Origin of the sequence: Shimia marina (assembly GCF_001458175.1) — a bacterium.
Taxonomy (GTDB): Bacteria; Pseudomonadota; Alphaproteobacteria; order Rhodobacterales; family Rhodobacteraceae; genus Shimia; species Shimia marina.
Window position 1 is genome coordinate 1 of the sequence record NZ_CYPW01000011.1, and the last position, 22478, is coordinate 22478.

Consider the following 22478-nt stretch of genomic DNA (forward strand, 5'->3'; position numbering starts at 1 on the left):
CCGCTCAGCAGGCCTTGACCGCAACCTAATCACAAGAAAGAAACAGGAACGGATTCTACATCCAAACGGCCCGGATCAAGGGGCTGGGTCACCCGTTACCCTTGATGAAGAGTGAATTCTCCCCCGGCCCACCAGCAACGGACCGATCAAGCCAAGCCTCATATTTTGCGGTCAGTATCCTACTAGCAAATTTAAGGAAGCGCCCTTTCTCGACGAATGTTTCTATCCGATTCAGCGACAGGTTTTCTGAGATGCAAAAATGTTTAAAGGCATCTTTTTGCGACAAAATTTGAGTTTTCGACGAATTAAGCCTGAGTTGGCGCGATTGCAGTGTCAGATCCATATCTCGAACAATGGCTTTCGCTTTTTGGATGGATTCCACGCCTACATCCATGTCATCCATGAATCTTGCGTAGTTGGAGACTGCTGAATGCTCGCACAACTTGTCGACCTCGTAGAGCATTGCGTTCGCCAAAACACGTGTGGCTGATGTCTCGATCTGAGGCATGCCCACTTGGGTCAAAGGCATGAAGTCTGGCGTCCATGTTAGGCGATTCAAAACATGGATTAGTAGATCGAGAGTCGACTCCCGGATCTCTGCAAGCGACGAGACAATATTTCTTAGATGTTGGAAGTTGATAAAGTCATAGAAATTCGCGACGTCAGTAATCACGATGAAGTCGTTTTCTTTGGCAAAGCCAAAGATGCTCTTCTGGAATTTCTTCCAACTAGCAAATGATCCATACTCAAAATCACTTTGCTTAAAACCTTTCGCAAACTTGCCATCGTCCGGCTCAAAGAATGCCGATTTGCTCGGAGCTTTACGCCTCAACTCGAAGTAAACTGATCTGGAGAGCCTCTCTAGAACAAGAAGGTCTCGCGGGTGTATCAAGGTCATTTGACGACAAAGGCCGCGAGATTTCTCTGTTAGATATCTCTTTGGCATTCGTACCACGTAGTTACCTTCGCTGACTTCTCTGCGAAAGCGGTGAAGAAGGCGTGTCAAATCTTGGTCAATGTCTCGATACTCGATCGCGTCAAAAACGAGTTGTTTCCGAATTTGCGGCTTTGTGCGTTTCTTCCACTCCTCCCGTAAGAGTTTCACATCGAAAACGTCCTGAATATCACTTTTCAGAAACTGAAACTTCGGAGATTGCAAAACCGGCCTCGCACGTTTTCCCCTAGTTATCGGGCTGAGAGAGCTCGCTGGCAAGAGGGAGCAAAATCGTTTGGACTATACTCTGGGGCGAGGTGCCGGGCCCGAACATGGAAATGTTACGCGAATATAGAGTCAATCAGCTAAAGGCGACCATATTGTGCATTGCGGCCATTCGGATTGACCACACGAATACCAGAAATCATGTCTCCTTTGGGCTGGGAGTGGTCACTCGACGTATTTCGCATGAACGGCCGATTTGCGCCGCCTGCATCACTTTATAATCCTGTCCCTAGTGCAAGCCGTACTCCTCAGAGGTTTTTGACCGCGCCTGCACGCAAATGGTCCACAGCCCCTTATGCAAAAGCACATCAAAACGGGCCGCCTCTTTTGCGAGAGGCGGCCCGTTTTGATGGTTTGTCGGCGCTTTAGAAATGTGCGGACTTGGTGTTTGCAGGGATTTCAAGCGGTGGGGCGAAGGTGGTCAGGTCGATGCCCTCCACCGCTGCTTTGTACTCTTCCAATGTGGGCGTGCGGCCCAGAATGGCGGAGAGCACCACCAGCGGGGTGGAGGCCAGCAGGCTTTCGCCCTTCTTCTCTGGCAGGTCGGCCACAACACGGCCCTGGAACAGGCGGGTTGAGGTGGCCAGCACGGTGTCGCCTTTTTCCGCTTTTTCCTGGTTGCCCATGCAGAGGCTACAGCCCGGACGCTCAAGATAGAGAATGTTCTCATACTCGGTGCGCGCCTGAGTTTTGGGGAACAGATCGTCAAACTCAAAGCCTGAGTACTTCTGCAGGATGTCCCAGTCTCCCTCTTCCTTCAGCTCATCAATGATGTTGTAGGTTGGGGCCGCGACAACCAGCGGGGCGTTGAACTCGACTTTGCCATTGGCTGCTTCGAGGTTTTTCAGCATCTGGGCGACGATCTTGATGTCACCTTTGTGCACCATGCAGGAGCCCACAAAGCCCAGATCCACCTTTTTCTCAGCCTTATAGTAGGACACGGGGCGGATGGTGTCGTGGGTGTACCGCTTGGACACGTCTTCGTTGTTGACGTCCGGGTCGGCGATCATTGGCTCGACGATCTGATCCAGATCCACCACCACTTCGGCGAAGTATTTGGCGTCCGCATCTGGGATCAAAGCAGTCTTTTCGCCCGATTTGATCTCTGCGATGCGCTGGTCTGCTTTGTCGATCAGGCCCTGCAATGTGTTGGTGCGGTTTTCCATGCCCTTGTCGATCATGATCTGGATGCGCGATTTGGCCAACTCCAGCGAGCCGATCAGTGTCTCGTCATTGGAGATACAGATCGAGGCTTTTGCCTTCATCTCTGCGGTCCAGTCGGTGAAGGTAAAGGCCTGGTCCGCCAGAAGCGTGCCGATGTGCACCTCGATGATGCGGCCTTGGAAGACGTTGTCGCCATGCTGGTCCAGCATCTGTGCCTGTGTGGCGTGCACCACATCGCGGAAGTCCATGTGATCGGCCATTTTGCCTTTGAAGGTGACCTTCACGGACTCAGGGATTGGCATGGCGGATTCACCGGTTGCCAGCGCAAGCGCCACGGTGCCGGAGTCCGCGCCAAAGGCCACGCCTTTGGACATGCGGGTGTGGCTGTCGCCGCCCACGATGATGTCCCAGTCATCCACGGTGATGTCATTGAGCACCTTGTGGATCACGTCAGTCATGGAGTGATATTCGCCCAAAGGGTCACGCGCGGTGATCAGGCCAAAATCGTTCATGAACTTCATCAGTTTGGGGATGTTGGCCTGTGCTTTCTTGTCCCACACAGAGGCGGTGTGACAGCCGGACTGATAGCCCACATCCACGGATGGGGAGATCACGGTGGCCGCCATGGCCTCCAGCTCCTGCGCGGTCATCGGGCCTGTGGTGTCCTGAGAGCCAACCACGTTCACTTTGACGCGTACGTCAGAACCAGCGTGCAGCACCTTGCCGGGCGCAACGCCACGGGCGTTGCGGTTGAAGATCTTCTCAACGGCGGTCAGGCCTTGGCCGTCGACAGAGATTTCTTTGGAGGGCGCGTAGGCCGACTTCAGCTCCTGGCCCAGAGCTTCGGCAGCGAATGTTTGCAGCTTCTTACCGAAGACCACGGCGTAAGAGCCGCCCGCCTTCATGAACTCCACCTTTTGTGGGGGGAAGGCGGCGGACACGTCTTTCAGCACGTTGCCATCCGCATCCTGCAAGGTCTTGGACTTGGTGTTGATGGTCAGCACGGTGCCGGTGGCCACCGAATAGGCCTCTTCCAGAACCGCTTCGCCGTCTTCATCCACAACCACGTTGCCATCGGCATCGGTTTTCTTGACCCAGTTTTCCAGATCAAGGCCGATACCGCCGGTCACGCCCACGGTGGTCAGGAAGATCGGCGAGATGCCGTTGGTGCCTGCCACAACAGGAGCAATGTTGATGAAGGGCACATAGGGGCTGGCCTGCTGACCCATCAGGAGCGCCACGTTGTTGATCCCCGACATACGGGAGGAGCCCACACCCATGGTGCCTTTCTCAGAAATCATCATCACGCGGGCGTCAGGATGCGCCTCTTGCAGGGCGCGGATCTCTGCTTGGGCCTCAGGGGTGCTGAAGCACTTGCCGTGCAGTTCACGGTCTGCGCGCGAGTGTGCTTCGGCGCCCGGTGACATCAAGTCGGTCGAAATATCACCAATACCGGCGATATAGGTCACAACTTTGATTTCTTCTTCGACCTCAGGCAGCTTGGTGAAGAACTCTGCCTTGGCATAGCTTTCCAGCAGCTCTTTGGCCACGGCGTTGCCGGCTTTGTAAGCGGCGTCCAGACGATCTGTATCGGCTTCATAGAGGAAGACCTGAGTCTTCAGGACTTCGGCAGCCTGTGTGGCAATGCTGGCGTCATCGCCCAGTGCGAGATCCAGAAGCACCTCAACGGAGGGGCCGCCTTTCATGTGCGACAGCAGTTCGAAGGCGAAGGTTGGGGTGATTTCCTCAAGACTCTCTGCGCCCAGAATGATCTGTTTGAGGAAAGCAGCCTTCACACCCGCCGCACTGGTTGTGCCGGGCAGGGTGTTGTAAATAAAGAAGTTCAGCGCATCGTCGCGATGTTCGTTGCCGCTGTCTTTGATCAGGGTGATCAGTTCGCTGACAAGGTCGCCCGCGTCAATCGGCTTGGGGTGAAGACCCTGCTCTTTGCGCGTTTCAATCTCATTCAAATAGTCGGTGTACAAGCTCATGATGATCCTAGCGATTTGATGTTGGCTTAAGCATGAACGCCGAGTCTCAGAAGATGATTCAGAGCTCGGGAAGCTGTTTGTATGCGGATGTATACCAAAGATCCCGCAGTTGCAAGATACTGGCAGATTTTGTGGTGAACAGACCGTGACGATGTCGCAGCCCAAGCCGCGCGCACCTCCAAAATGACGGCGTTTGCGACCTTATGGGGCCTATATAGACAGAGAGGGGCTGTGACCCAAGTTAAATCACGGGGATGTTTGCGCAGAGGCTTGCCTGCACCACGTGTGCATGCCACGCAGGCAAGGGGGCGGTTCAGAGGGAGGCCATTTGGGGCATCACAAAGGGGCCGTTTGTGGGCGCAGCGCCGACTTGCAGGTTGCAGCCGTATATCGCGCTAAGGGCTTCAGAGGTCAGGGTGTCCTGTGGTGTGCCCTGCGCCACCAGTCGGCCGTTGGCGATCAGAGCCACGGAGTCTGCAAACATGGCGGTCAGGTTCAGATCATGCATGACGGCGACAACGCCGCCGCCGGTTTCAGTAAATTGGCGGGCGATGTGCATCACGCGCAGCTGCTGGCCGATGTCGAGGCTGGACACCGGCTCATCCAGCAAGAGCCAGCGCGGCCCGAGATCGCGGGTGGCGGACCAGCTCTGACAGAGCACACGGGCCAATTGCACCCGCTGTTGTTCTCCGCCGGACAGGGATTGATAGAAATGGCCTGAGAAGCCGTCCATATCGACGCTGTGCAGGGCCTGATTGATCAAGGTCGGGCTGGCATCCCCGCGCAGCCCCAGACGCACGATTTCCCAGACAGTGAAGGGGAAGGCCAGCGGGGTGGCTTGTGCCAGCACTGCGCGCTGTTCGGCCAGTGTGGCGGCGTCTTCGGTCGAGATATCCCGCCCATTGAGGTGCACGCTGCCGTGATAGGCAATGTCCCCACAGAGGGCCTTTAGCAGGGTGGATTTGCCCGCGCCGGAGGGGCCGACGATGGCGGTGAGTTGACCGGGGATGGCTTTGAACGACAGCTCCTGCAGGAGCTGCGTTTTGCCTGCGAAGACATTAATCTGGTCGGCGGTGAGCGACATGAGAGCCTCTTAAAGATCCACGATGCCGCGTTGGCGCAGCAGAATCCAAAGGAAGAAAGGACCACCGAGAATGGCTGTCAGAATGCCGATGGGCAGTTCAGAAGGGGCGATGATCACGCGGGAGATCACATCTGCGATCACCAGCACAATGGCGCCCAGTAAGGCGGAGTTGATCAGCAGATAGCGGTGATCCGGTCCGGCGATCAGGCGCAGCAGGTGCGGCACAACGATACCGACAAAGCTGATGCCACCGGAGATCGCCACGGAGAGGCCTGTGGCGGCGGCCACACAGAGAATGGTGAGGCGTTTGACGGTCTGGACAGGCACGCCCATATGGCGGGCGGCGGCCTCACCCAGAGCAAGACCGTTGAGCCCATTCGCCAGGATCCGTGCCAGCCCGAGGCACAGCAGGATCAGCGGCGCGGCAAGGCTCAGTTTGGCCCAGTTGGCCCCAGAGAGTGAGCCGAGGTTCCAGAAAGAGATGTCGCGCAGCTGCGCATCATCGGCCAGAAAGGTCAGCAGCCCGGTGAAGGCCATGGCCAGCGCAGAGAGGGCGATGCCCGCCAGCAGCATGGTGGCCACCGAGGTGCGGCCATCGCGCGTGGCAATGCGGTAGAGCAGCAGCGTCGCCCCCCATGCGCCGGTGAAGGCGGCCATCGGCACCAGCCAAAAGCCGAGCTGTAGCGCCATGGGCAGGCTTGCCCCAAAGACAATCGCGCTGGCAGCGCCAAGACTGGCACCTGCGGACACCCCAATGATGCCGGGATCGGCCAGCGGGTTGCGAAACAGCCCCTGTAGCAAAGCGCCAGATGTGGCCAGTGCCGCACCGACCAGCAAGCCAGTCAACAGGCGTGGCAGGCGGATGTGCCAAAGGACGATTTCATCGCGCAAAGACAGTTCACGCCCAGCGGCCAGATCCAAAAGCGCGTGCCAGAGTGAGGTGTCAGAGGCACCGACGGCGAGCCCAAACACTGAGGTGATCAGCAATGTCAGACAGAGACCCAACGTCAGACTGCGTGCGCGGGGCGCGCGATCCCCGGCAGAGATCAGGGGCGCATCTGGGCTGATCACGGCCATGGATCAGTGACCTGCCGTAGCGAGCGCGTTGGCGAGTTCGGTCACGGCCTGTCCGGTGCGCACCGAGAAACCAAGCATCAACATGCCGTCCATTTGCAGAACAGCCTGATCCCGCCCAGCGGGGGTTGTGGAGAGGGCGGGGTGGCTCAGCAGATCATCGGCGGTGATCGCGCCGGGCCGGTGGGATTGCATCATCAGGATGACATCCGGTGCTGCGGTGATCACGGCTTCGTCGGTGATCAGTTTGTAGCCTTCAAAGCCGTCAATGGCGTTCTGAGCGCCAGCCATTGTGATGATGCCATCGGCGGCTGTGTTGCGGCCAGCGGCCATAATGCGTCCACCCTGCATGGAGAGCACAAAGAGAATGCGCTGATTGTGGAGGCCCGCGGCTTTCTGCGCGCCTTCGACCTCTTCGGTGACCTGTGCCACAAGGGCTGCGCCTGCCGCTGGCACGTCCAGGGCGGCGGCAACAGCGGTGATTTTCTCCTGTACCGCTGGCAGGTCAAACCCCATGGGAATGGTGATGATTGGCAGGCCGCTGCCCTCAAGCACTTCGAAGGTTTCCGGCGGACCAGCACCCTCTTCGGCCAGAATGAGATCGGGATTGACCGACAGCAGACCTTCGGGAGAGAGGCGGCGGACATAGCCGACATTGGGCAACTCCAGTGCCTGTGCCGGGTGGTTGGACGTGGTGTCACGTGCCACAAGGCGGTCTTGCTGCCCCAGAGCATAGACAATTTCGGTGATTGAACCGCCCGCGGAGACAATCCGGACGGGCTCATCTGCGATGCCGCGCTGGGCAATACCAAGGGCTGTGACAAGGCCAAGCGCCAGGGTCATTGCCAATTGCAACAGGGTCAAAGGGGCGGGCCGTGTCATCGGGGCCGGGCGTGTCATGCGGATACTTCCTCTTCTGGGCTTGGTTCTGGCAAGCTTGGGAGGCTGGCGACGGTTTCATTCCATTTTGCAGCGGCGTCCGGATCTGCAAGGACACCGAAGATTTGCAGGATCACCGCGCCATCTTTGTCGAAGGCTTCCACAGAGACGGCATCGCCCCGGCGGGTTGATTTTGTGACCTGCCAGACCTCGGCGATATGATCGCCACGCAGATGCAGGTTAAAACGGGGATCCAGAACATTGATCCAAGGGCCCATCGGTTTCAGCGAATGGATGGGGCCGGTGTGAATCTCAATACAGCCCATGTTGCCCACAAAGATCATGATCGGCAGGGCGGTGTCGCAGGCTTTTTGCAGTAGATCCTCTACCGCTTGAGGAGGGAGGGGGCGCACATAGGGCGCACCGGCCAGTCGATAGGCCCCCAGCCGGTTCATTTTCAGACCGTTCACCATTTGCAGGAACTGATGCGTGTCTGTCATCTTGTCCCATTTGTCGCGCAGACGCTGTGCTTTGGCTGGATCCCCTTTGGCGGGTTCTGTGGGTTTGCGGGGGGAGACCGTGATCTCCGCTGATGTATCTTGCGGCGCAAGCCGGGTCAGTAGATCGTCCCAAGTGTCGGCGATGGCCGGGTCTTTGAGGAAGATTTTGTGCACCGCATCCCCTGCGGCGTCAAAGATCTGTAGCGACCGGCGGGTTCCCCCCTCTGGCAGGGCTTTTTCTATGGCAAAACCAAAGTGCCAGTGGCGCGGGAACATGCGCAGATCAATGTCTTCGTTGACCACCAGAGCGGCATGGGGGCCGCCGCGATAGTCCTCATAAACGCCATGTTTTTCAATGACACAGCTGTCATTGCGGGTGAGGGCCATGGTTTCGCCCAGCTCCATGACCGCCGGGATCAGCTTGTCCAGTTCTGATGAGATGCGGGTGACGCCCTGACCGATGTGGGCCGCAAGCAGTTCGGCCTCTGAAATGCCCAGGCTGTCCGCCAGATCGCGTTCGCGCATTTTGGGATTGTCGATCCGGGCCTGACGAATGGCATCGGGGGTAGGGCGGGATTGTGTGGTCATAGGCATCCTCCATCACATCGCGGAAGAAGCAGTGGCTATGACGAAAAATCTCGGTCTGGCTGTGCTTTTGAAGAGTGGTTGAATTGGGAGGTACGGCGGAAAATGCAACAGTTCAAGAGGAAGAGGTTAATTTCCGATAAAAAAGATATGGTATTTTCCCCTTTGGTAAATTATGCCGCGTGGGACTCGCGGGATCAGGGGATTGATCCGCGATGATCATCAGACCCAGCACATGCCAGGTAGTTAGGACACACGAGCCCCCAGTTGCGCGGCCTCGTGATCAGACATGGGGATCTGCCCCCTTTTGAAGGGACAAAATAGTGAAGACTTCCGTATTCCGTTTGCCATTGGCATCAAGCGCGCTTTTGAGTGCGGTGTTTGCCAGTAGTGTTGGTGCGCAAGAAGCCGCGCGCGCTGCTGATGAGGACATTCAACTGGGCGCCATTACGGTGACCAGCACGGGCCTGCCCACTGAAGTGAAATATAGCCCGTCTTCGGTGACGGTGCTGGAAGAGGGAGATATTCGTGAGATCCCGCCCAGCTCGGTGGCCAATCTTTTGAAAGGTGTGCCTGGCGTGCGCGTGAGCGAATCCGGCATTGAGCGGATCCGTATCCGTGGGGAAGCCTCGCAGCGGGTGGCAATCCTGATTGACGGGCAGCGTATTTCTGATCACACGACCTATGGCACGCCAATCCTCATTGCGCCAACTGAGATCGAGCGCATTGAAGTGGTGCGGGGGCCATCTTCTGTGGTCTCGGGCAACCGCGCGATTGGTGGTGTGGTGAACATCATTACCAAACGGGGCGCGGACAAGCCGGTCGAAGTGACCGTGTCCGGCGGCTATCTGGGGGCCAATGAAGGCTATCGGGCCTCCACCAGCGTCGCAGGTACGCTGGGCAATTTTGACTATCGTCTGGGGCTGTCGCAATCTGATCTGGGCAACCGTCAGACGCCTGAAGGCGAGTTGGACCCGTCAGGCAGCGAGGACCGGGATCTGAATGCCTTCATCGGCTATCGCATGGGCAATCACTACATCGGCCTGCGGGCGCAGGATTATGATCTGGCGGCGGATGTGTATACGGGGATACCGAACTTTTCGATCGAGCTCCCGAAGCGGGATTTGCGCAAATATAGCACGTTCTATGAAGGTGAAAATCTGACGCCATGGATGTCCATGCTTAAAGTCAGCGCCTATACACAAGAGATAGAACGACAGTTCCGCAACAGCAGCAACTTTGGTGGCCCAAGCACATCTACATCTGATGATGTTCAAGATACTTATGGTTTGCAGGCGTCCGCCAACTTTGAGTTTGCGCCCGGCCATCGGACGGTTGTCGGCTTTGAATACGAAAACGACAGTATGTTTTCAAACAAGGTTTCGACCAGCACAAGAGGTACGACAACGCGCGTTTCAGACGCAAGTATCGAAACATTTTCGGCCTTTGCACAGCATGAGATGGAACTCAGCAGTGCTCTGACTGGGACGTTTGGTTTGCGCTACTACAATGTGGATGCGGCATTGGACAGCTATTTGGTGAATGGCGCAGCACAAACGCTTTCCCAGAACAAGGATGATCGTTTCCTGGGATCTGCTGGGCTGGTCTATGAGTTGCACAACGGGGCTGTACTGCGCGGGAGCATCTCGCAGGGCTATACCTACCCCTCGTTGAGCCAGTTGTTCCTGACATCCGTTGGAGCTGGGGGCACCGTAATCGGAAATCCTGATCTGAAGCCAGAAACAGCGACAAACTACGAGCTTGGCGCGCGTATTGATCAGGGTAACCTCGTGTTGGATGCGGCCGTTTTCTACACCGACTCCGACGACTACATCACATCCGTGACCGTTGCGCCGCGTACCTCGGTTTATCAGAACGTCAACAAGGCACGCAGCTATGGATTTGAACTGGCTGCGGAGCTTGATCCGGGTTGGGCAAATGGCATTCGTCCCTATGCAAACATTGCCTATGTGACGCGCAAGTTCACTTATTCCAATGGGTATACCACCGCCGATTCCGGTACGCCGAAATGGAGCGGTGATCTTGGCGTGCGGGGCGACTGGGCCCTGGCGAATTTGGGCGGCACATGGGATGCCTTCCTGCGCGGGGAAAGCTCTGCAACACAGCGCAGTTCAAGCGGTGCTGTTGCAGATGAAACTGCAGGCTGGGGCACAGTGAACCTGCGCGGAACGGTTGATTTGACCGAAACCGTCAGCATGTCGGTGGAGCTGGGCAACCTGTTTGACAAATCCTATCGCTCCATCGGCCAAATCGACGGGGCGGGGCGCAATGCAAGTGTGTTCCTGACTGCGAAGTTCTAAGCCACACATTGCAATATCGACACAGAAAGGCCTCCGGTTTCGGGGGCCTTTTGGCTGTTGGGGGCAGGTCAGCGCGATGTGATCAAAGCGCATTAAAAATGGGGGCCGGGACCCAAAATGCGCCTTCCGTTGAGGCAGGATGCGAAGAATTGCCACCGAAACCGGTTGCCGAAACCGGTTTCGGGAAAAATAGTTCCGGTATGACTGCGATTCGACCAACGCCGATTGATGCCAAAACCCGGACGTCTGACCGGAGAGGGCGGCGTGTGACGATCAATGATCTCGCGGCCCAGCTTGGCATGTCCAAAAGCACGGTGTCGCGCGCCATGAACGGCTATGGTGACATTTCGGAATCCACGCGTCAGCGGGTGGCGCGCACAGCCAAAAAGATGGGGTATCAGCCGCTGAGCCATGCGCAAGCGATCCGCACCGGGCGTGTGCGCGCGCTGGCACTGGTGTTGCAGATGGATGCGCCGGATCGGCACAATCCCTTTTTGCAGGAATTTCTGATGGGGGCCTGCGAAACCGCCAGTGGGTTTGGCTGGACGGTGACTGTGTCCACGGCGACGTCTGATGCGGATATGCTGGATGTGTTGGGGCGGTTGATTGATGAGCGCAAAGCCGATGGTTTCATTCTGCCGCGCACCGAGGTGCAGGATGCACGGGTTGCGTTGCTGCGCGCGCGTGACGTGCCACATGTGATGTACGGGCGCACCGAGCATGGGCTGTCCGCCGGGCAGCAGAAGGGCTCCTGGTATGATATTCTTGGCGAAGCGGCCATGTGCAGTGCGGTGACACGGCTTGCCAGTCTAGGCCACACACGGATTGGGTATGTCGGCAGTCGATTGAATTTCAACTACGCGCATTTGCGGCGCGAGGGCTTCAAAGCTGGGCTCGTGGCGGCGCGGCTGCCATTGGAGGCTCAGCTGATGCGCGACGGCGCCCGCACGCGCAAGGAAGGGGCCGAAGAAGTGCGCGCCCTGATGCAATTGGCGCTGCCGCCCACAGGCATTGTGTTTGCCACCGATATGGCCGCGCTGGGCGCGTATGATGCTTTGGCCGATCTGGGGCTGACGGTTGGGAAGGATGTGTCGGTCATTGGGTATGACGGCGTGCCGGAGTCGGAATTCGTGCGTCCCGGTCTGACCACCTACCATGTGGACACGCGGCGTGCTGGCGCGCGGTTGGCGGAGTTGCTGATCCGCCAGATCCGGGGGGAAGCGGCGGAAACGCTGCGCGAGGTTTCTGAGGCCAGATTGATTGAACGGCATTCAGATGGCCCTCCGAGATGCAGCGCAGAGGCGCTGGCAAAAAAACTAAAAGAACGATGAAGGAATAACAGGGAGGACGACTGATATGTCACGTCATTTTGCACCAAAACTATTGATGAGCACGTCGCTGGCGCTTGCGCTGACGGCGATGTCTGTTCAGGCCGATACCATCCGGTTCTGGACCACGGAAGAACAGCCGGAGCGGCTGGCCAAACAGCAGGAGATGGCTGCGCAGTTCAAATCTGCGACGGGCACAACCGTGGAGGTGATCCCGGTCACCGAAAGTGATCTTGGCACGCGCGCCACAGCGGCCTATGCGGCGGGTGATCTGCCGGATGTGATCTACCATACGCTGCAATATGCGCTGCCTTGGGCGGAGGCTGGCATTCTGGATACCGAAGCGGCAGCGGAAGTTGTCGCAGATCTTGGGGTGGACACCTTTGCGCCGGGTGCGGTGGCCATGGCGGATTTCAACGGCGAGGTCGCCTCTGTGCCGGTGGATGGCTGGACGCAGATGGTGGTCTATCGCAAAGACCTGTTTGATGCGGCCGGTCTGGCCGCGCCAAGCAGCTACGCCGATGTGCTGGCCGCTCTGGAAAAGTTGCACAACCCGCCAGAGATGTATGGGTTTGTGGCCGCCACCAAAGTCGATGAGAACTTCATGAGCCAGGTGTTGGAACATGTGTTCCTTGCCAATGGTGTCAGCCCTGTGGGGGCGGATGGCTTCCAGCCGCTGGATGAAGCCAAGACCACCGAGGTTCTGGATTTCTACAAGGCGATTTCCAAAGCGTCGCCTCCGGGTGAGCTGTATTGGAAGCAATCCCGTGAGCTGTATTTCGCAGGCAAAGCGGCGATGATCATCTGGTCACCGTTCATTCTGGATGAACTTGCGGGCCTGCGGGACAGTGCTCCGCCCACCATCAATGAGGATCCAACCTCCAATGCGCTGGCGGGAATGACCGGGATTGTGACCAACTTCTCAGGCCCGTCCAATCCGGATGGGGCGGCATGGGGTGATGTGCGCTATTTTGGCATTACCTCTGACGCAGACACCGATGCCGCGATGGATTTTGTGAAATACGCCATGGATGAGGGCTACACGCAGACGCTTTCCATTGCGCCAGAGGGCAAGTTCCCGGTACGTCGTGGCACAGCCGACAATCCAACCGCGTTCAGCGAGGCTTGGGCCAAACTGCCTGTGGGTGTGGATCGCAAAGCCCCATTGGGTGAGCTTTATGATCAGGCGATGATTGACGAGATTGTGGGCGGCCTTGATGTGGCACAGCGTTGGGGTGTGGCCGAGGGGCAGCTTTCACTGGCGTCTAAGATTATCAACAGTCAGGCCATCAACCGCATCGTGCGTCAGTATATCGACGATGAGATTGATGCGGCAGGCGCGGTTGCGGCGATGAACGACGCACTGGCGAAAGTGCAGTAATCTTAAAAGCGCAGTGGCGGCCTGTTTGGGGCGCCGCTGCTTTCACTGTCCCTCTCTTGCATGAGGTTTCCCATGTCTACGGCGCATCCGCCAACAGGCACGGGCGCATTGGCCAAACGTGAGGCGCGACTGGCTTGGGGTCTTTTGGCTCCAACCCTGATCAGCGTTGCCTTGGTGGTGGTCTTGCCCCTGCTGGCGGTTTTCTGGATCAGTTTTAAACCTTTCACCCTGTCGGATCTGCGCCCACCTGCGCCGATTGTGCGTGAAAGCCTGCGTGGCAGTGGCGAGGAGATGCGGATTGAATACCGTGTGCGCAACTCTTCGCAGGACGAGATGATCAGCGGAGTGACCCTGTCAGATCAATTGCCTGAAGGGGTGGCCCTGCGGGAGGCTTTGCCTGAGCCGTGTCGGCTTGAGGGGCGAGATCTATTCTGTGACTTTGGCGAGATGGCGGGCGGCGCGCGGGAGCGTCTGCGGCTGCGAATTGCGACAGATCTGGCGGAAGACGTGTTGGAAGAGGTCGTTGAGGGCAGTGCACCGGTGGTCACAGGCGGCGGTCAGAGTGTTTTGAGCAGCCCGCAGCTGTCGCTGGAGAACTACAAGCGGCTGTTTGATGGCGGCGAATTCTGGACTGTGTTTGGCATAACCCTGTTTTACACGGTGTTTGGCACGATTGGGGCGCTGGTGATGGGGCTGTTTGCGGCGCTTCTGCTCAACAAAAGCTTCAAGGGGCAGGGCTTTATCCGCGGGCTTTATCTTTTCCCCTATGTGGCGCCGGTGATCGCGGTGGCCTTCACTTGGGTGACATTGTTTGACCCATTTTCAGGATCGGCAAACGCCTTGCTTATCCAGATGGGAGTGACACAGGAGGCGATCAATTTCTTTGGGGACCGTCCCTTGGCGTTGATCATGGTGACGGTGTTTGAAATCTGGCGGTACTTCCCGCTGTCCTTCCTCTTCATACTGGCGCGGATGCAGAGCATCGACACCGCCATGTATGAGGCCGCGGATATGGATGGGGCCTCGCCCTTCCAGAAATTCTGGTTGCTGAGCCTGCCACAGCTTTTGGGCATCCTGTCGGTGCTGTTCCTGCTGCGCTTCATTTGGACGTTCAACAAGTTTGACGACATCTTCCTTTTGACCGGGGGCAATGCGGGCACCCGCACCCTGACGGTGAATGTTTATGAGCAGGCCTTTGCGATCTCCAACATTGGCGCAGGGGCGGCGGTGGCCGTGGTGATCCTGCTGTGCCTGCTGTGTTTCTCATTCTTCTTCTTCAAATTCATCAGTCGCGAGGAGGGCTTGTGATGCGCAAAGGCTATCTGACCGGCCCTGTGCTTGGGGCGCTGTGGCTTTGTGTGATGGCGACAACCGTGGCGGTGGCGATGTCGTTTGCCACTGGGGCGGCGTTTCGCCCGCAGATTGGGCTGTGTCTGATCTGGGGCGCTGTTGGGGGGCTGATTTATGTGCGGTTCGCGGCGCCACATGCGGTGGCGCGGCTGGTGATCAACGCCTTGATGGCGCTTGCGATGATGACTGTCTGGGGGCCGATTGTCACCGGGGCGGATATGGCGCTTTCTGCTGTTGTAGTGGCGATGGCGGCCTTGGCGGCGGGGCTGCATTTCGGCTTGGCCGCGATCTTGCATGACACGCCATTTGGGGCGTTGACCCGGCATGAGTATGAGGCGGCGGTGATCCGTTTCCTCACCGGGTTTGGCTATATTTTCTTCACCGCGATTGTGCTCATTCCCTTTTATGTGATGGTGATGACCAGCCTGAAGTCACAGCAGGCGCTGCTGCAGAACCCGCTCGATTTCTCCATTGAGATCAGCAAGGGCACAGAGCTGTTCCGCAGCTATGTGGAATTGTTCCGAGATTTCAATTTTGGCACCTATCTGTGGACGTCGTTCTATGTGTCCGTGCTGACGGTGTTTATCACGCTGGCGTTCAGCGTGCCCGGTGCCTATGCGGTGGCGCGGTTCCGTTTCAGAGGGCAGAAGGCGTTTTCGCGCTCGATCCTACTGATTTACATGGTGCCGATGATCGTGCTGGCGCTACCGATCTACATCGCCTTCTCTATGACGGGGCTGCGCAATTCGATCCTTGGAATCGTGCTGATCTATCCGGTGACCACCATCCCTGTCGCGCTTTATATGTTGCAGGGCTATTTCCGGGGACTGCCCACCGAGGTGGAGGAGGCCGGGTTGATGGATGGGCTGTCGCGATTGGCGGTGATCTGGAAGATCACCTTGCCGCTCAGTCTGCCTGCACTGGCCTCCGTCTCGCTCTATGTGTTCATGATTGCCTGGAATGAGTTCCTGCTGGCCTTCATGTTGTTGGATGACCCGTCAAAATTCACGCTCACCCGTGGGGTGGCGATGCTCAACTCTTCTGAAATTCCACGTCAGCATCTGATGGCCGGGGCCGTGATTGCCACCGTGCCGATCATGGTGCTGTTCCTTGGATTGGAACGCTTCATGACCAAAGGCCTGACGGCCGGGTCTGTCAAAGGATAAGCCCATGACCCATGATATTTCTCTGACCGAACAGGCGCGGGACGTCCTGATCACCAATGACCGGGGCAGCTATACCGTGCCAACGGCGGGGCTTTATCCCTATCAGTGGAACTGGGACAGCGCCGTGGCCGCGCTAGGTTTTGCGCAGTTTGATGTGGAACGTGCCTGGGTGGAGCTTGAGACGCTGTTTCAAGGGCAATGGGCCGACGGTATGGTGCCGCATATCCTGTTTCACAAGAATGATCCGGGCTATTTTCCGGGGCCTGAGGTCTGGGGCTGTGAGGGGCCTATTCCCTCCTCTGGGATCATCCAGCCGCCGATTGCTGCGACCATGGCGCATCTGGTCTGGCAGCGGGATCCGGAGATGGGCCGCCCGCGGATGGCGGCGCTCTATCCCAAAATGGTGAAATGGCACAGCTGGATCATGCGGTGGCGGTTGCATCGTGGGGCGGTCTGCACCACGCATCCGTGGGAAACCGGACGGGACAATGCGCCGGATTGGGACAAGACCATGGCGCGGATGGATGCGTCCGATGTGGGAGAGTACACCCGCCGTGACACCTCCCATGTGAATGCGGAGGATCGCCCGACCAAATATGATTATGACCGCTACATCACGCTTGTGCAGCTGGGGCGGCGGCTGAATTGGGATCAGGCGGCGATGTTGGCGCAGAGCCCGTTTCGGGTCGCGGATCCCACAATGACGTTCACCACGCTGCGGGCGGCGCGCGATCTTGTGAAAATGGGCACAGCGCTGGGCGAAGACACGCAGACGCTTGAGGCGGATGTGGCGCGGCTTGAGGCCGGTGCGGCCACGCTTTGGAATGAAGAGCTTGGCGGGTTTGACAGCCGGGATGTGCACAGCGGCGAATGGGCCGGATGCCTGTCCAACGCCTCCTATCTGTGCTGGTTTGCCGGGGTGGAAAACCGCGTCATGCTGACCAAACTGCGCAGCATTATGGAGCGGGTGGCCTATCCTGTGCCCAGCAATGATCCGGATGCAGAGACCTTTGATGCGCGCCGCTACTGGCGCGGGCCGACATGGGCGATTGTCAATATGCTGATCGGCCTTGGCCTTGCGGATATGGGGCATGAAGAGGAGGCCACAGATCTGGCAAAGAAGACCGCACATCTGATCAAAGAGCACGGGTTTGCCGAGTATTTTGACCCGTTCAGCGGTGCGGCCGCAGGCGGAGGTAGCTTCACATGGACAGCGGCGGTTTGGCTGGCATGGGCAGGGAGAGCGTGATGGGCAGTATCACTCTAAAAGCGGTCGAAAAGTGGTTTGGTGAGGCTCAGGTGATCAAGGGCATTGATCTGGACATTCAGGAGGGGGAGTTTGTGGTGTTTGTCGGCCCCTCAGGATGCGGCAAATCCACCTTGCTGCGCATGATTGGCGGTCTCGAAGACATCAGTCGCGGCGCGCTTGAGATTGGCGGGCGGGATGTGACAGATCATCCGCCCAGCAAGCGCGGGCTGACCATGGTGTTTCAGTCTTACGCGCTTTACCCGCATCTGACCGTGGCAGAGAACATGGGGTTTTCGCTGAAGGTGGCGGGCGTGGCCAAGGACGAAATTGCACGGCAGGTCGGGGCGGCGGCGGAGATTTTGAAGCTGACCGACTATCTGGAGCGTCGGCCCAAAGATCTGTCCGGTGGACAGCGTCAGCGGGTGGCGATTGGGCGCTCGATTGTGCGCGACCCGACGGCCTTCCTGTTTGATGAGCCGTTGTCCAATCTGGATGCCGCGCTGCGGGTTGAGATGCGGTATGAGATCGCAAAACTGCATCAGAACCTGAAGCGTACGATGATTTATGTGACCCATGATCAGGTCGAGGCGATGACGCTGGCGGATCGGATCGTGGTCTTGGAGTATGGTCATATTGCGCAGGTGGGTACGCCGCGCGCGCTGTATGAAAAGCCAGAAAATCTGTTTGTGGCGCAGTTCATTGGCAGCCCAAAGATGAACATACTGAACTGCCGCGCGCAGGCAGGCGATGGCCAGTACGCGCTGGCCGTTGGCGGGAAGGGTGCCTTTGGCTTGCAGGGTACGGCGGAAAAAATGGGTATCCGTCCGGAGCACATTGGCATCTGTGACGCGGGGCAGGGGCAATGTGATGGCACGGTGGAGGTGATTGAATACCTCGGGGCCGATACTTTCCTGATCCTTGATGTCGGACAGGAGGATAAGGTGACGGTGCGTATCACGGGAGGGGAGATACGTCAGGCAGTGGGCGACCGGGTTGGGCTGTCTTTCCCACCGGAGCGCGCGCATTTCTTTGATGCGCAGGGGCAGCGGTTGGAAGGATGAGATTCTGCGAATCTCTATGCGTTGCGGGGCTATGGGAGACGCGTTGGACTGCCATATTCTGAGTGAATAGTCGGCTCTGGCGACAATAATGCACGCTTTGTGTCGGGTGTTTGTCGTCAGGTAAGGGTCATTTTACGCTTTGGGTGTTTTTTGCAGCTCACCGGGCTGGGAAAAGCTGCAAAGGAGTGTTATCTCCGCCGCAGCCGGATTTGGCCATAGTTTTATTCAGACGCTGGAGAGCCCGTCATGACCCGCATCAATCGTCGTCGTTTCCTGACCATCGCTGCCGCAAGTGCGGCGCTGCCAGCCGGTGTGGCTTTGGCGGCCACTGAGACCGCCACTTGGAGCGGTGTGGCTCTGGGCGCGCCGGCACAGATGAAAATTGTCGGCATGACCGATGCACAGGCAGCACCAATCTTTGCGCAGGTGAGCGCGGAGCTGGACCGTCTGGAAGGTATTTTCTCTCTCTACCGTGACAGCGAGCTGACCCGCCTGAACCGTAACGGCGTGCTGAGCACGCCTTCCGCTGAAATGCTGGACGTGCTGGAACTTTCTGCCGCATTGAACCGCGCAAGCGGCGGTGCGTTTGACGCTTCCGTGCAGCCACTGTGGCTGGCCAAGGGCGGTCAGGGCGATGTGGATGCGGCCAAAGCTCTGGTGGGCTGGGACGCGGTATCCTTTGACGCGGAAGCCGTGCGTTTTGAAACCCCTGGCATGGCGCTTACACTGAACGGTGTGGCACAGGGTTACGTGACGGATCGTGTGGTTGCGATCCTGCGTGATGCGGGCCTGACCGATGTGCTGATGGACATGGGTGAAGTGGCTGCACTGGGCCACCGCGCGGATGGCGCGGCTTGGGTTGCGGGTGTTTCCACACCTGCGGGCGAGATTGTTGAACGTGTGCAGCTGTCTGATCGGGCATTGGCCACATCTGCGCCGATGGCAACCGTTCTGGCAGGCGCGGATGCCCATATCTTTGGTCCTGATGGCGCCGAAGGTGGCGTGGCACTGGCGTCTGTGTCTGCGCCAAGCGCAGCGGTTGCCGACGGTCTGTCCACCGCGCTGTGCCTGATGGATGCCAAAGCCGGCGCTGCCATGGTGGCGCAGTTTGACGGCGCCAAAATCGAAGCGCTCAGCTAAGCCTGACCACCCAGACCTCAGAAATTTTTACAACGGCCTGCACCTTGGTGCGGGCCGTTTTGCATTTTGCCTTTCTTTTCAGTGCCGCTCTGAGGATTTTGCCCGCAGTTAATGTTTTTCGCCCCAGCTAAGGCTTTCGTTAACCATGCGGGCGGTAATGGTTAATTCACACGGAATCGGGATATCAGCAGCGGGGGCGCTCAAACATGGTCAATGCATTGAAAACGCTTGTGAAAAACTACGGTTTTGACGAGGCGAGTTCGGCGCAGCTGAAACAGGTGGCGGACTGCGTGTCCGGGGCGCTTGAGACGGCATTTGATCCGTTTGAAGCCTTGATCCTGAGCCAGAAAGACGTTTTGGCGCAGCTGGATGATGTGGCCGTTCTGGCAGGCTTGCGGGTGGCGCAGAAACAGCATTGGCTGAACTTGCTCAGTCAGGGACTTGATGTGCAATATGCGGCCTCTGTGCAGACCCTGTCGCAGATCTATTTCAAGCAGCTCCGCCTTTCAGAAGAGCTTGTGATGGCGGGATATGCGCAGGCGGCGACCCATATGCAGACGGCGTTGATTGAGCGCGCTGGCATATTTGCGAGCAAGAAGCGGCTGGCACGAGAGGCCGGGCTGTTGCTGCGCGCGTTTCAACTTGATCTGGGCGTGATCATTGACACGCATCAGGCCGCAGAGCGGGCGGTGAAAGAACGGGCGGTTGCAGAGCTTGAGCAGGCGATGGCGCGCATGGCGTGTAAGGATTTTTCCAAGGACATTCAGCCGCCGGAGGAAGGGGCCTACCCTGAGGCTCTTGAACGGGTACGGCAAGCTTTCAACACGCTGCAATCCAATATGCGGTCTGTGATCAAAGCCATCAAATATGCGACGGATGATCTTAAGCTGACAGCCAGCGAAGTGAATGATGGTGCGGATGATCTGGCGCGGCGCACGGAAACGCAAGCGGCCACGCTTGAACGCACGTCGCGATCGCTTTCGGAGATCAGCGGCAGTGTGCAGGGGGCGGCAGATGTGATGCAGCGCACGGATCAAATGATGCGCCAGACCCATGCGCAGGCCAAGACCGGGCAGGATGTCATGGTCGAAACTGTGGGCAAGATGCGCGAGATCGCGGAGAGCTCTATGCAGGTGTCTCAGATCACGACGGTGATTGATGACATCGCCTTTCAGACCAATCTTCTTGCTCTGAACGCAGGGGTGGAGGCAGCCCGTGCCGGAGAGGCCGGGCGTGGGTTTGCCGTGGTGGCCTCAGAAGTGCGCAGCCTGGCGCAGAAGGCTGGAGAGGCGGCTAAGGAAATTAATGAGTTGATCAAGCAATCGAGCGAACAAGTCGAAAGCGGCGTGGAACTGGTGGATCAGGCTGGCGTTGTGCTGGAAGATATTTTGGTGGGCGTGGAAAAAGTCGCCAATCTGAGCGCGGATGTGGCTCAGTCCAGTGGCGCGCAATCAGAAGGGCTGACGGATATTGCACAGGGCATTTCGCAACTGGACGGGGTGACACAGCAGAATGCAGCGATGGTAGAACAGACAGCTGCCGCCGTGGGCAGCATGTTGCGAGACACGGCGCAGGTGTCAGAAATGGTGCGCGGATTTGCTTTGCGTTCGGCGGATGAAGATATGCCGGTAGAGATCTTTGCCAGCACCCGCGCGGCGTAACCAACCGCCATGCCTCGCGCCAAGTGCAATTGGCCTTAGTAGCGCGACGATTTGCGGTGCATCAACGCCACGCTGTGTTTGGTAGCCTAGCCTGAGGATCTCTTCACCTGAAAGGGGGCACGAGATGGGCGATCGGTTGCGGGTTTTCTCCGAAGGTTTTCGGATATTTTTTCTGTCTGCCGGAGTGTTTGGCTGTCTGGCGATGACGCTGTGGTGGTTATGGCTGGCGGATGTGCATGCGTTCTGGGAGACCAGCGCGATGATGCCACAACACTGGCACGCCCATGAAATGATCTTTGGCTATGCGGCGGCGGCGATTGGTGGGTTTTTCCTCACGGCGGTGCCCAATTGGACCAACACCCGTGGCGCGGGCAGCGCATTCATTTTTACTGTTTTTGCGCTTTGGCTGTTGGGGCGCGGAGCGGTGTTGTTTGCTGCCGCTGTGTCGCCGATGGTGGTGATGGTGCTGGATTTGCTGTTCCTGCCGGTTCTGGCCGGGCAGGTGCTGCTGCAGTTGCTCAAAAAGCCAAAGCCGCAGAACCTATTGTTTCTGATCATGCTTTCGGCGCTGTGGTGTAGTAATCTGCTTGTGCATTTGGAGTGGGTCGGGCTGACGGAAGATACGGCAGAAGCCGGGTTGCGGGGCGGTTTGATGACTTTGGCGGCGTTGATCGGCGTTCTGGGCGGGCGTGTGACGCCGACATTTACGCGCAATGCGATGAAGCGGCAGGGCATGGCCAAACAGGAGCTCCCGGTGACAGCCCCGCTGCTGGACAAAGCCTGTATTCTTTCAGCTGTGTTGTTGCCATGGGCGGTTTTGAGCGGGGTGACATGGCTGGGTGCTGGAGTGGCGGTTTTTGCCGCCTGTGTGCAGGCGCTGCGGTTGGCGGGCTGGAAGGGGCTTTGGACGCGCCGCCAGCCGATTTTATGGTCGCTGCATTTGGGTATGGCATTTCTGGCGCTGGGCCTGCTGCTTTGGGGGCTGGCGGGCTTCGGGCTGGGCGATGAGCTTGCCGGGCTGCATGTGCTGGCGATTGGCAGCGTTGGCGGCATGACACTGGCGGTGATGAGCCGGGCGGTGCTGGGCCATACGGGACGGGTTTTGCAGGTGCCTGCGGCGGTCGCCTGGGGCTTTGGCGCGATGGCGTTCTCGGCTGTTGTGCGCTGGATTGGGCAGAGCGTCTGGCTTGATCTTTACAGCGTCACGCTGACGCTTTCGAGCCTGAGCTGGATTGTGGCAATGGGGCTGTTTCTGGCCGCGATGGGCCGCATGATGTTTGCGGCCCGTGTGGATACGGCAGGCTAGGGACCGGCCTCCGCGCGGA

The 22478-nt window shown here is 58.2% G+C and carries 16 protein-coding genes; 10 read left to right on the forward strand and 6 right to left on the reverse strand.

Annotated elements, in window-relative coordinates; translation table 11 throughout:
• Nucleotides 1–88: 88 nt before the first annotated feature.
• The 6 genes from SHM7688_RS07105 to SHM7688_RS07130 form a co-directional block, all read right to left on the reverse strand.
• Nucleotides 89–1105 (reverse strand): RNA-directed DNA polymerase, encoded by a 1017-nt coding sequence (locus SHM7688_RS07105; protein ID WP_144432517.1) that lies wholly within the window; start codon nt 1103–1105, stop codon nt 89–91.
• Nucleotides 1106–1584: 479 nt separating this feature from the next.
• A complete protein-coding gene (locus SHM7688_RS07110; RefSeq protein WP_058239249.1) occupies nt 1585–4374 on the reverse strand; it encodes a bifunctional aconitate hydratase 2/2-methylisocitrate dehydratase in 2790 nt (929 codons plus the stop codon).
• A 313-nt stretch (nt 4375–4687) separates the two neighbouring features.
• Nucleotides 4688–5458 carry a heme ABC transporter ATP-binding protein gene (locus SHM7688_RS07115; RefSeq protein ID WP_058239250.1) on the reverse strand — a complete coding sequence of 257 codons (771 nt, stop codon included), beginning with the start codon at nt 5456–5458 and terminating at the stop codon, nt 4688–4690.
• A 9-nt stretch (nt 5459–5467) separates the two neighbouring features.
• The gene (locus tag SHM7688_RS07120) at nt 5468–6535 is read right to left on the reverse strand and encodes a FecCD family ABC transporter permease (RefSeq protein WP_058239251.1); all 1068 of its coding nucleotides are present in this window, start codon (nt 6533–6535) and stop codon (nt 5468–5470) included.
• A 3-nt stretch (nt 6536–6538) separates the two neighbouring features.
• Nucleotides 6539–7432 carry a heme/hemin ABC transporter substrate-binding protein gene (locus SHM7688_RS07125; RefSeq protein ID WP_223229279.1) on the reverse strand — a complete coding sequence of 298 codons (894 nt, stop codon included), beginning with the start codon at nt 7430–7432 and terminating at the stop codon, nt 6539–6541.
• Nucleotides 7429–8499: a hemin-degrading factor gene (locus tag SHM7688_RS07130; protein ID WP_058239252.1), complete on the reverse strand. Its 1071-nt coding sequence runs from the start codon at nt 8497–8499 to the stop codon at nt 7429–7431. The genes SHM7688_RS07125 and SHM7688_RS07130 overlap by 4 nt, the downstream gene beginning before the upstream one ends.
• Nucleotides 8500–8819: 320 nt before the next feature.
• Here SHM7688_RS07130 and SHM7688_RS07135 point away from each other — a divergent pair, with 320 nt between their 5' ends.
• The 10 genes from SHM7688_RS07135 to SHM7688_RS07180 all read left to right on the forward strand — a co-directional run bounded on the left by SHM7688_RS07135 (nt 8820) and on the right by SHM7688_RS07180 (nt 22459).
• Nucleotides 8820–10817, forward strand: coding sequence for a TonB-dependent receptor plug domain-containing protein (locus SHM7688_RS07135; RefSeq protein WP_083498979.1), 1998 nt, complete (start codon nt 8820–8822; stop codon nt 10815–10817).
• Nucleotides 10818–11017: 200 nt separating this feature from the next.
• Entirely contained in the window at nt 11018–12148 is a 1131-nt protein-coding gene (locus SHM7688_RS07140) for a LacI family DNA-binding transcriptional regulator (RefSeq protein ID WP_058239297.1), read from the forward strand.
• 25 nt (nt 12149–12173) lie between these two features.
• On the forward strand, nt 12174–13526 hold the full coding sequence (locus SHM7688_RS07145) for an ABC transporter substrate-binding protein (protein ID WP_058239254.1): 1353 nt from the start codon (nt 12174–12176) through the stop codon (nt 13524–13526).
• Nucleotides 13527–13598: 72 nt separating this feature from the next.
• On the forward strand, nt 13599–14834 hold the full coding sequence (locus SHM7688_RS07150) for a carbohydrate ABC transporter permease (protein ID WP_058239255.1): 1236 nt from the start codon (nt 13599–13601) through the stop codon (nt 14832–14834).
• Nucleotides 14834–16042, forward strand: a complete 1209-nt coding sequence (locus SHM7688_RS07155; RefSeq protein WP_058239256.1) for a carbohydrate ABC transporter permease — start codon at nt 14834–14836, stop codon at nt 16040–16042. Before SHM7688_RS07150 ends, SHM7688_RS07155 begins: the two co-directional genes overlap by 1 nt.
• A 4-nt stretch (nt 16043–16046) precedes the next feature.
• Nucleotides 16047–17291 carry an MGH1-like glycoside hydrolase domain-containing protein gene (locus tag SHM7688_RS07160; protein ID WP_058239257.1) on the forward strand — a complete coding sequence of 415 codons (1245 nt, stop codon included), beginning with the start codon at nt 16047–16049 and terminating at the stop codon, nt 17289–17291.
• Nucleotides 17291–18352 (forward strand): ABC transporter ATP-binding protein, encoded by a 1062-nt coding sequence (locus SHM7688_RS07165; protein WP_058239258.1) that lies wholly within the window; start codon nt 17291–17293, stop codon nt 18350–18352. The genes SHM7688_RS07160 and SHM7688_RS07165 overlap by 1 nt, the downstream gene beginning before the upstream one ends.
• Before the next feature lie 246 nt (nt 18353–18598).
• On the forward strand, nt 18599–19492 hold the full coding sequence (locus SHM7688_RS07170) for an FAD:protein FMN transferase (RefSeq protein WP_058239259.1): 894 nt from the start codon (nt 18599–18601) through the stop codon (nt 19490–19492).
• 206 nt (nt 19493–19698) lie between these two features.
• Nucleotides 19699–21153, forward strand: a complete 1455-nt coding sequence (locus SHM7688_RS07175) for a methyl-accepting chemotaxis protein (RefSeq protein ID WP_058239260.1) — start codon at nt 19699–19701, stop codon at nt 21151–21153.
• A 124-nt stretch (nt 21154–21277) separates the two neighbouring features.
• Complete coding sequence (locus SHM7688_RS07180) at nt 21278–22459, forward strand: NnrS family protein (RefSeq protein WP_058239261.1); 1182 nt, start codon at nt 21278–21280, stop codon at nt 22457–22459.
• The last annotated feature ends 19 nt before the right edge of the window (nt 22460–22478 follow it).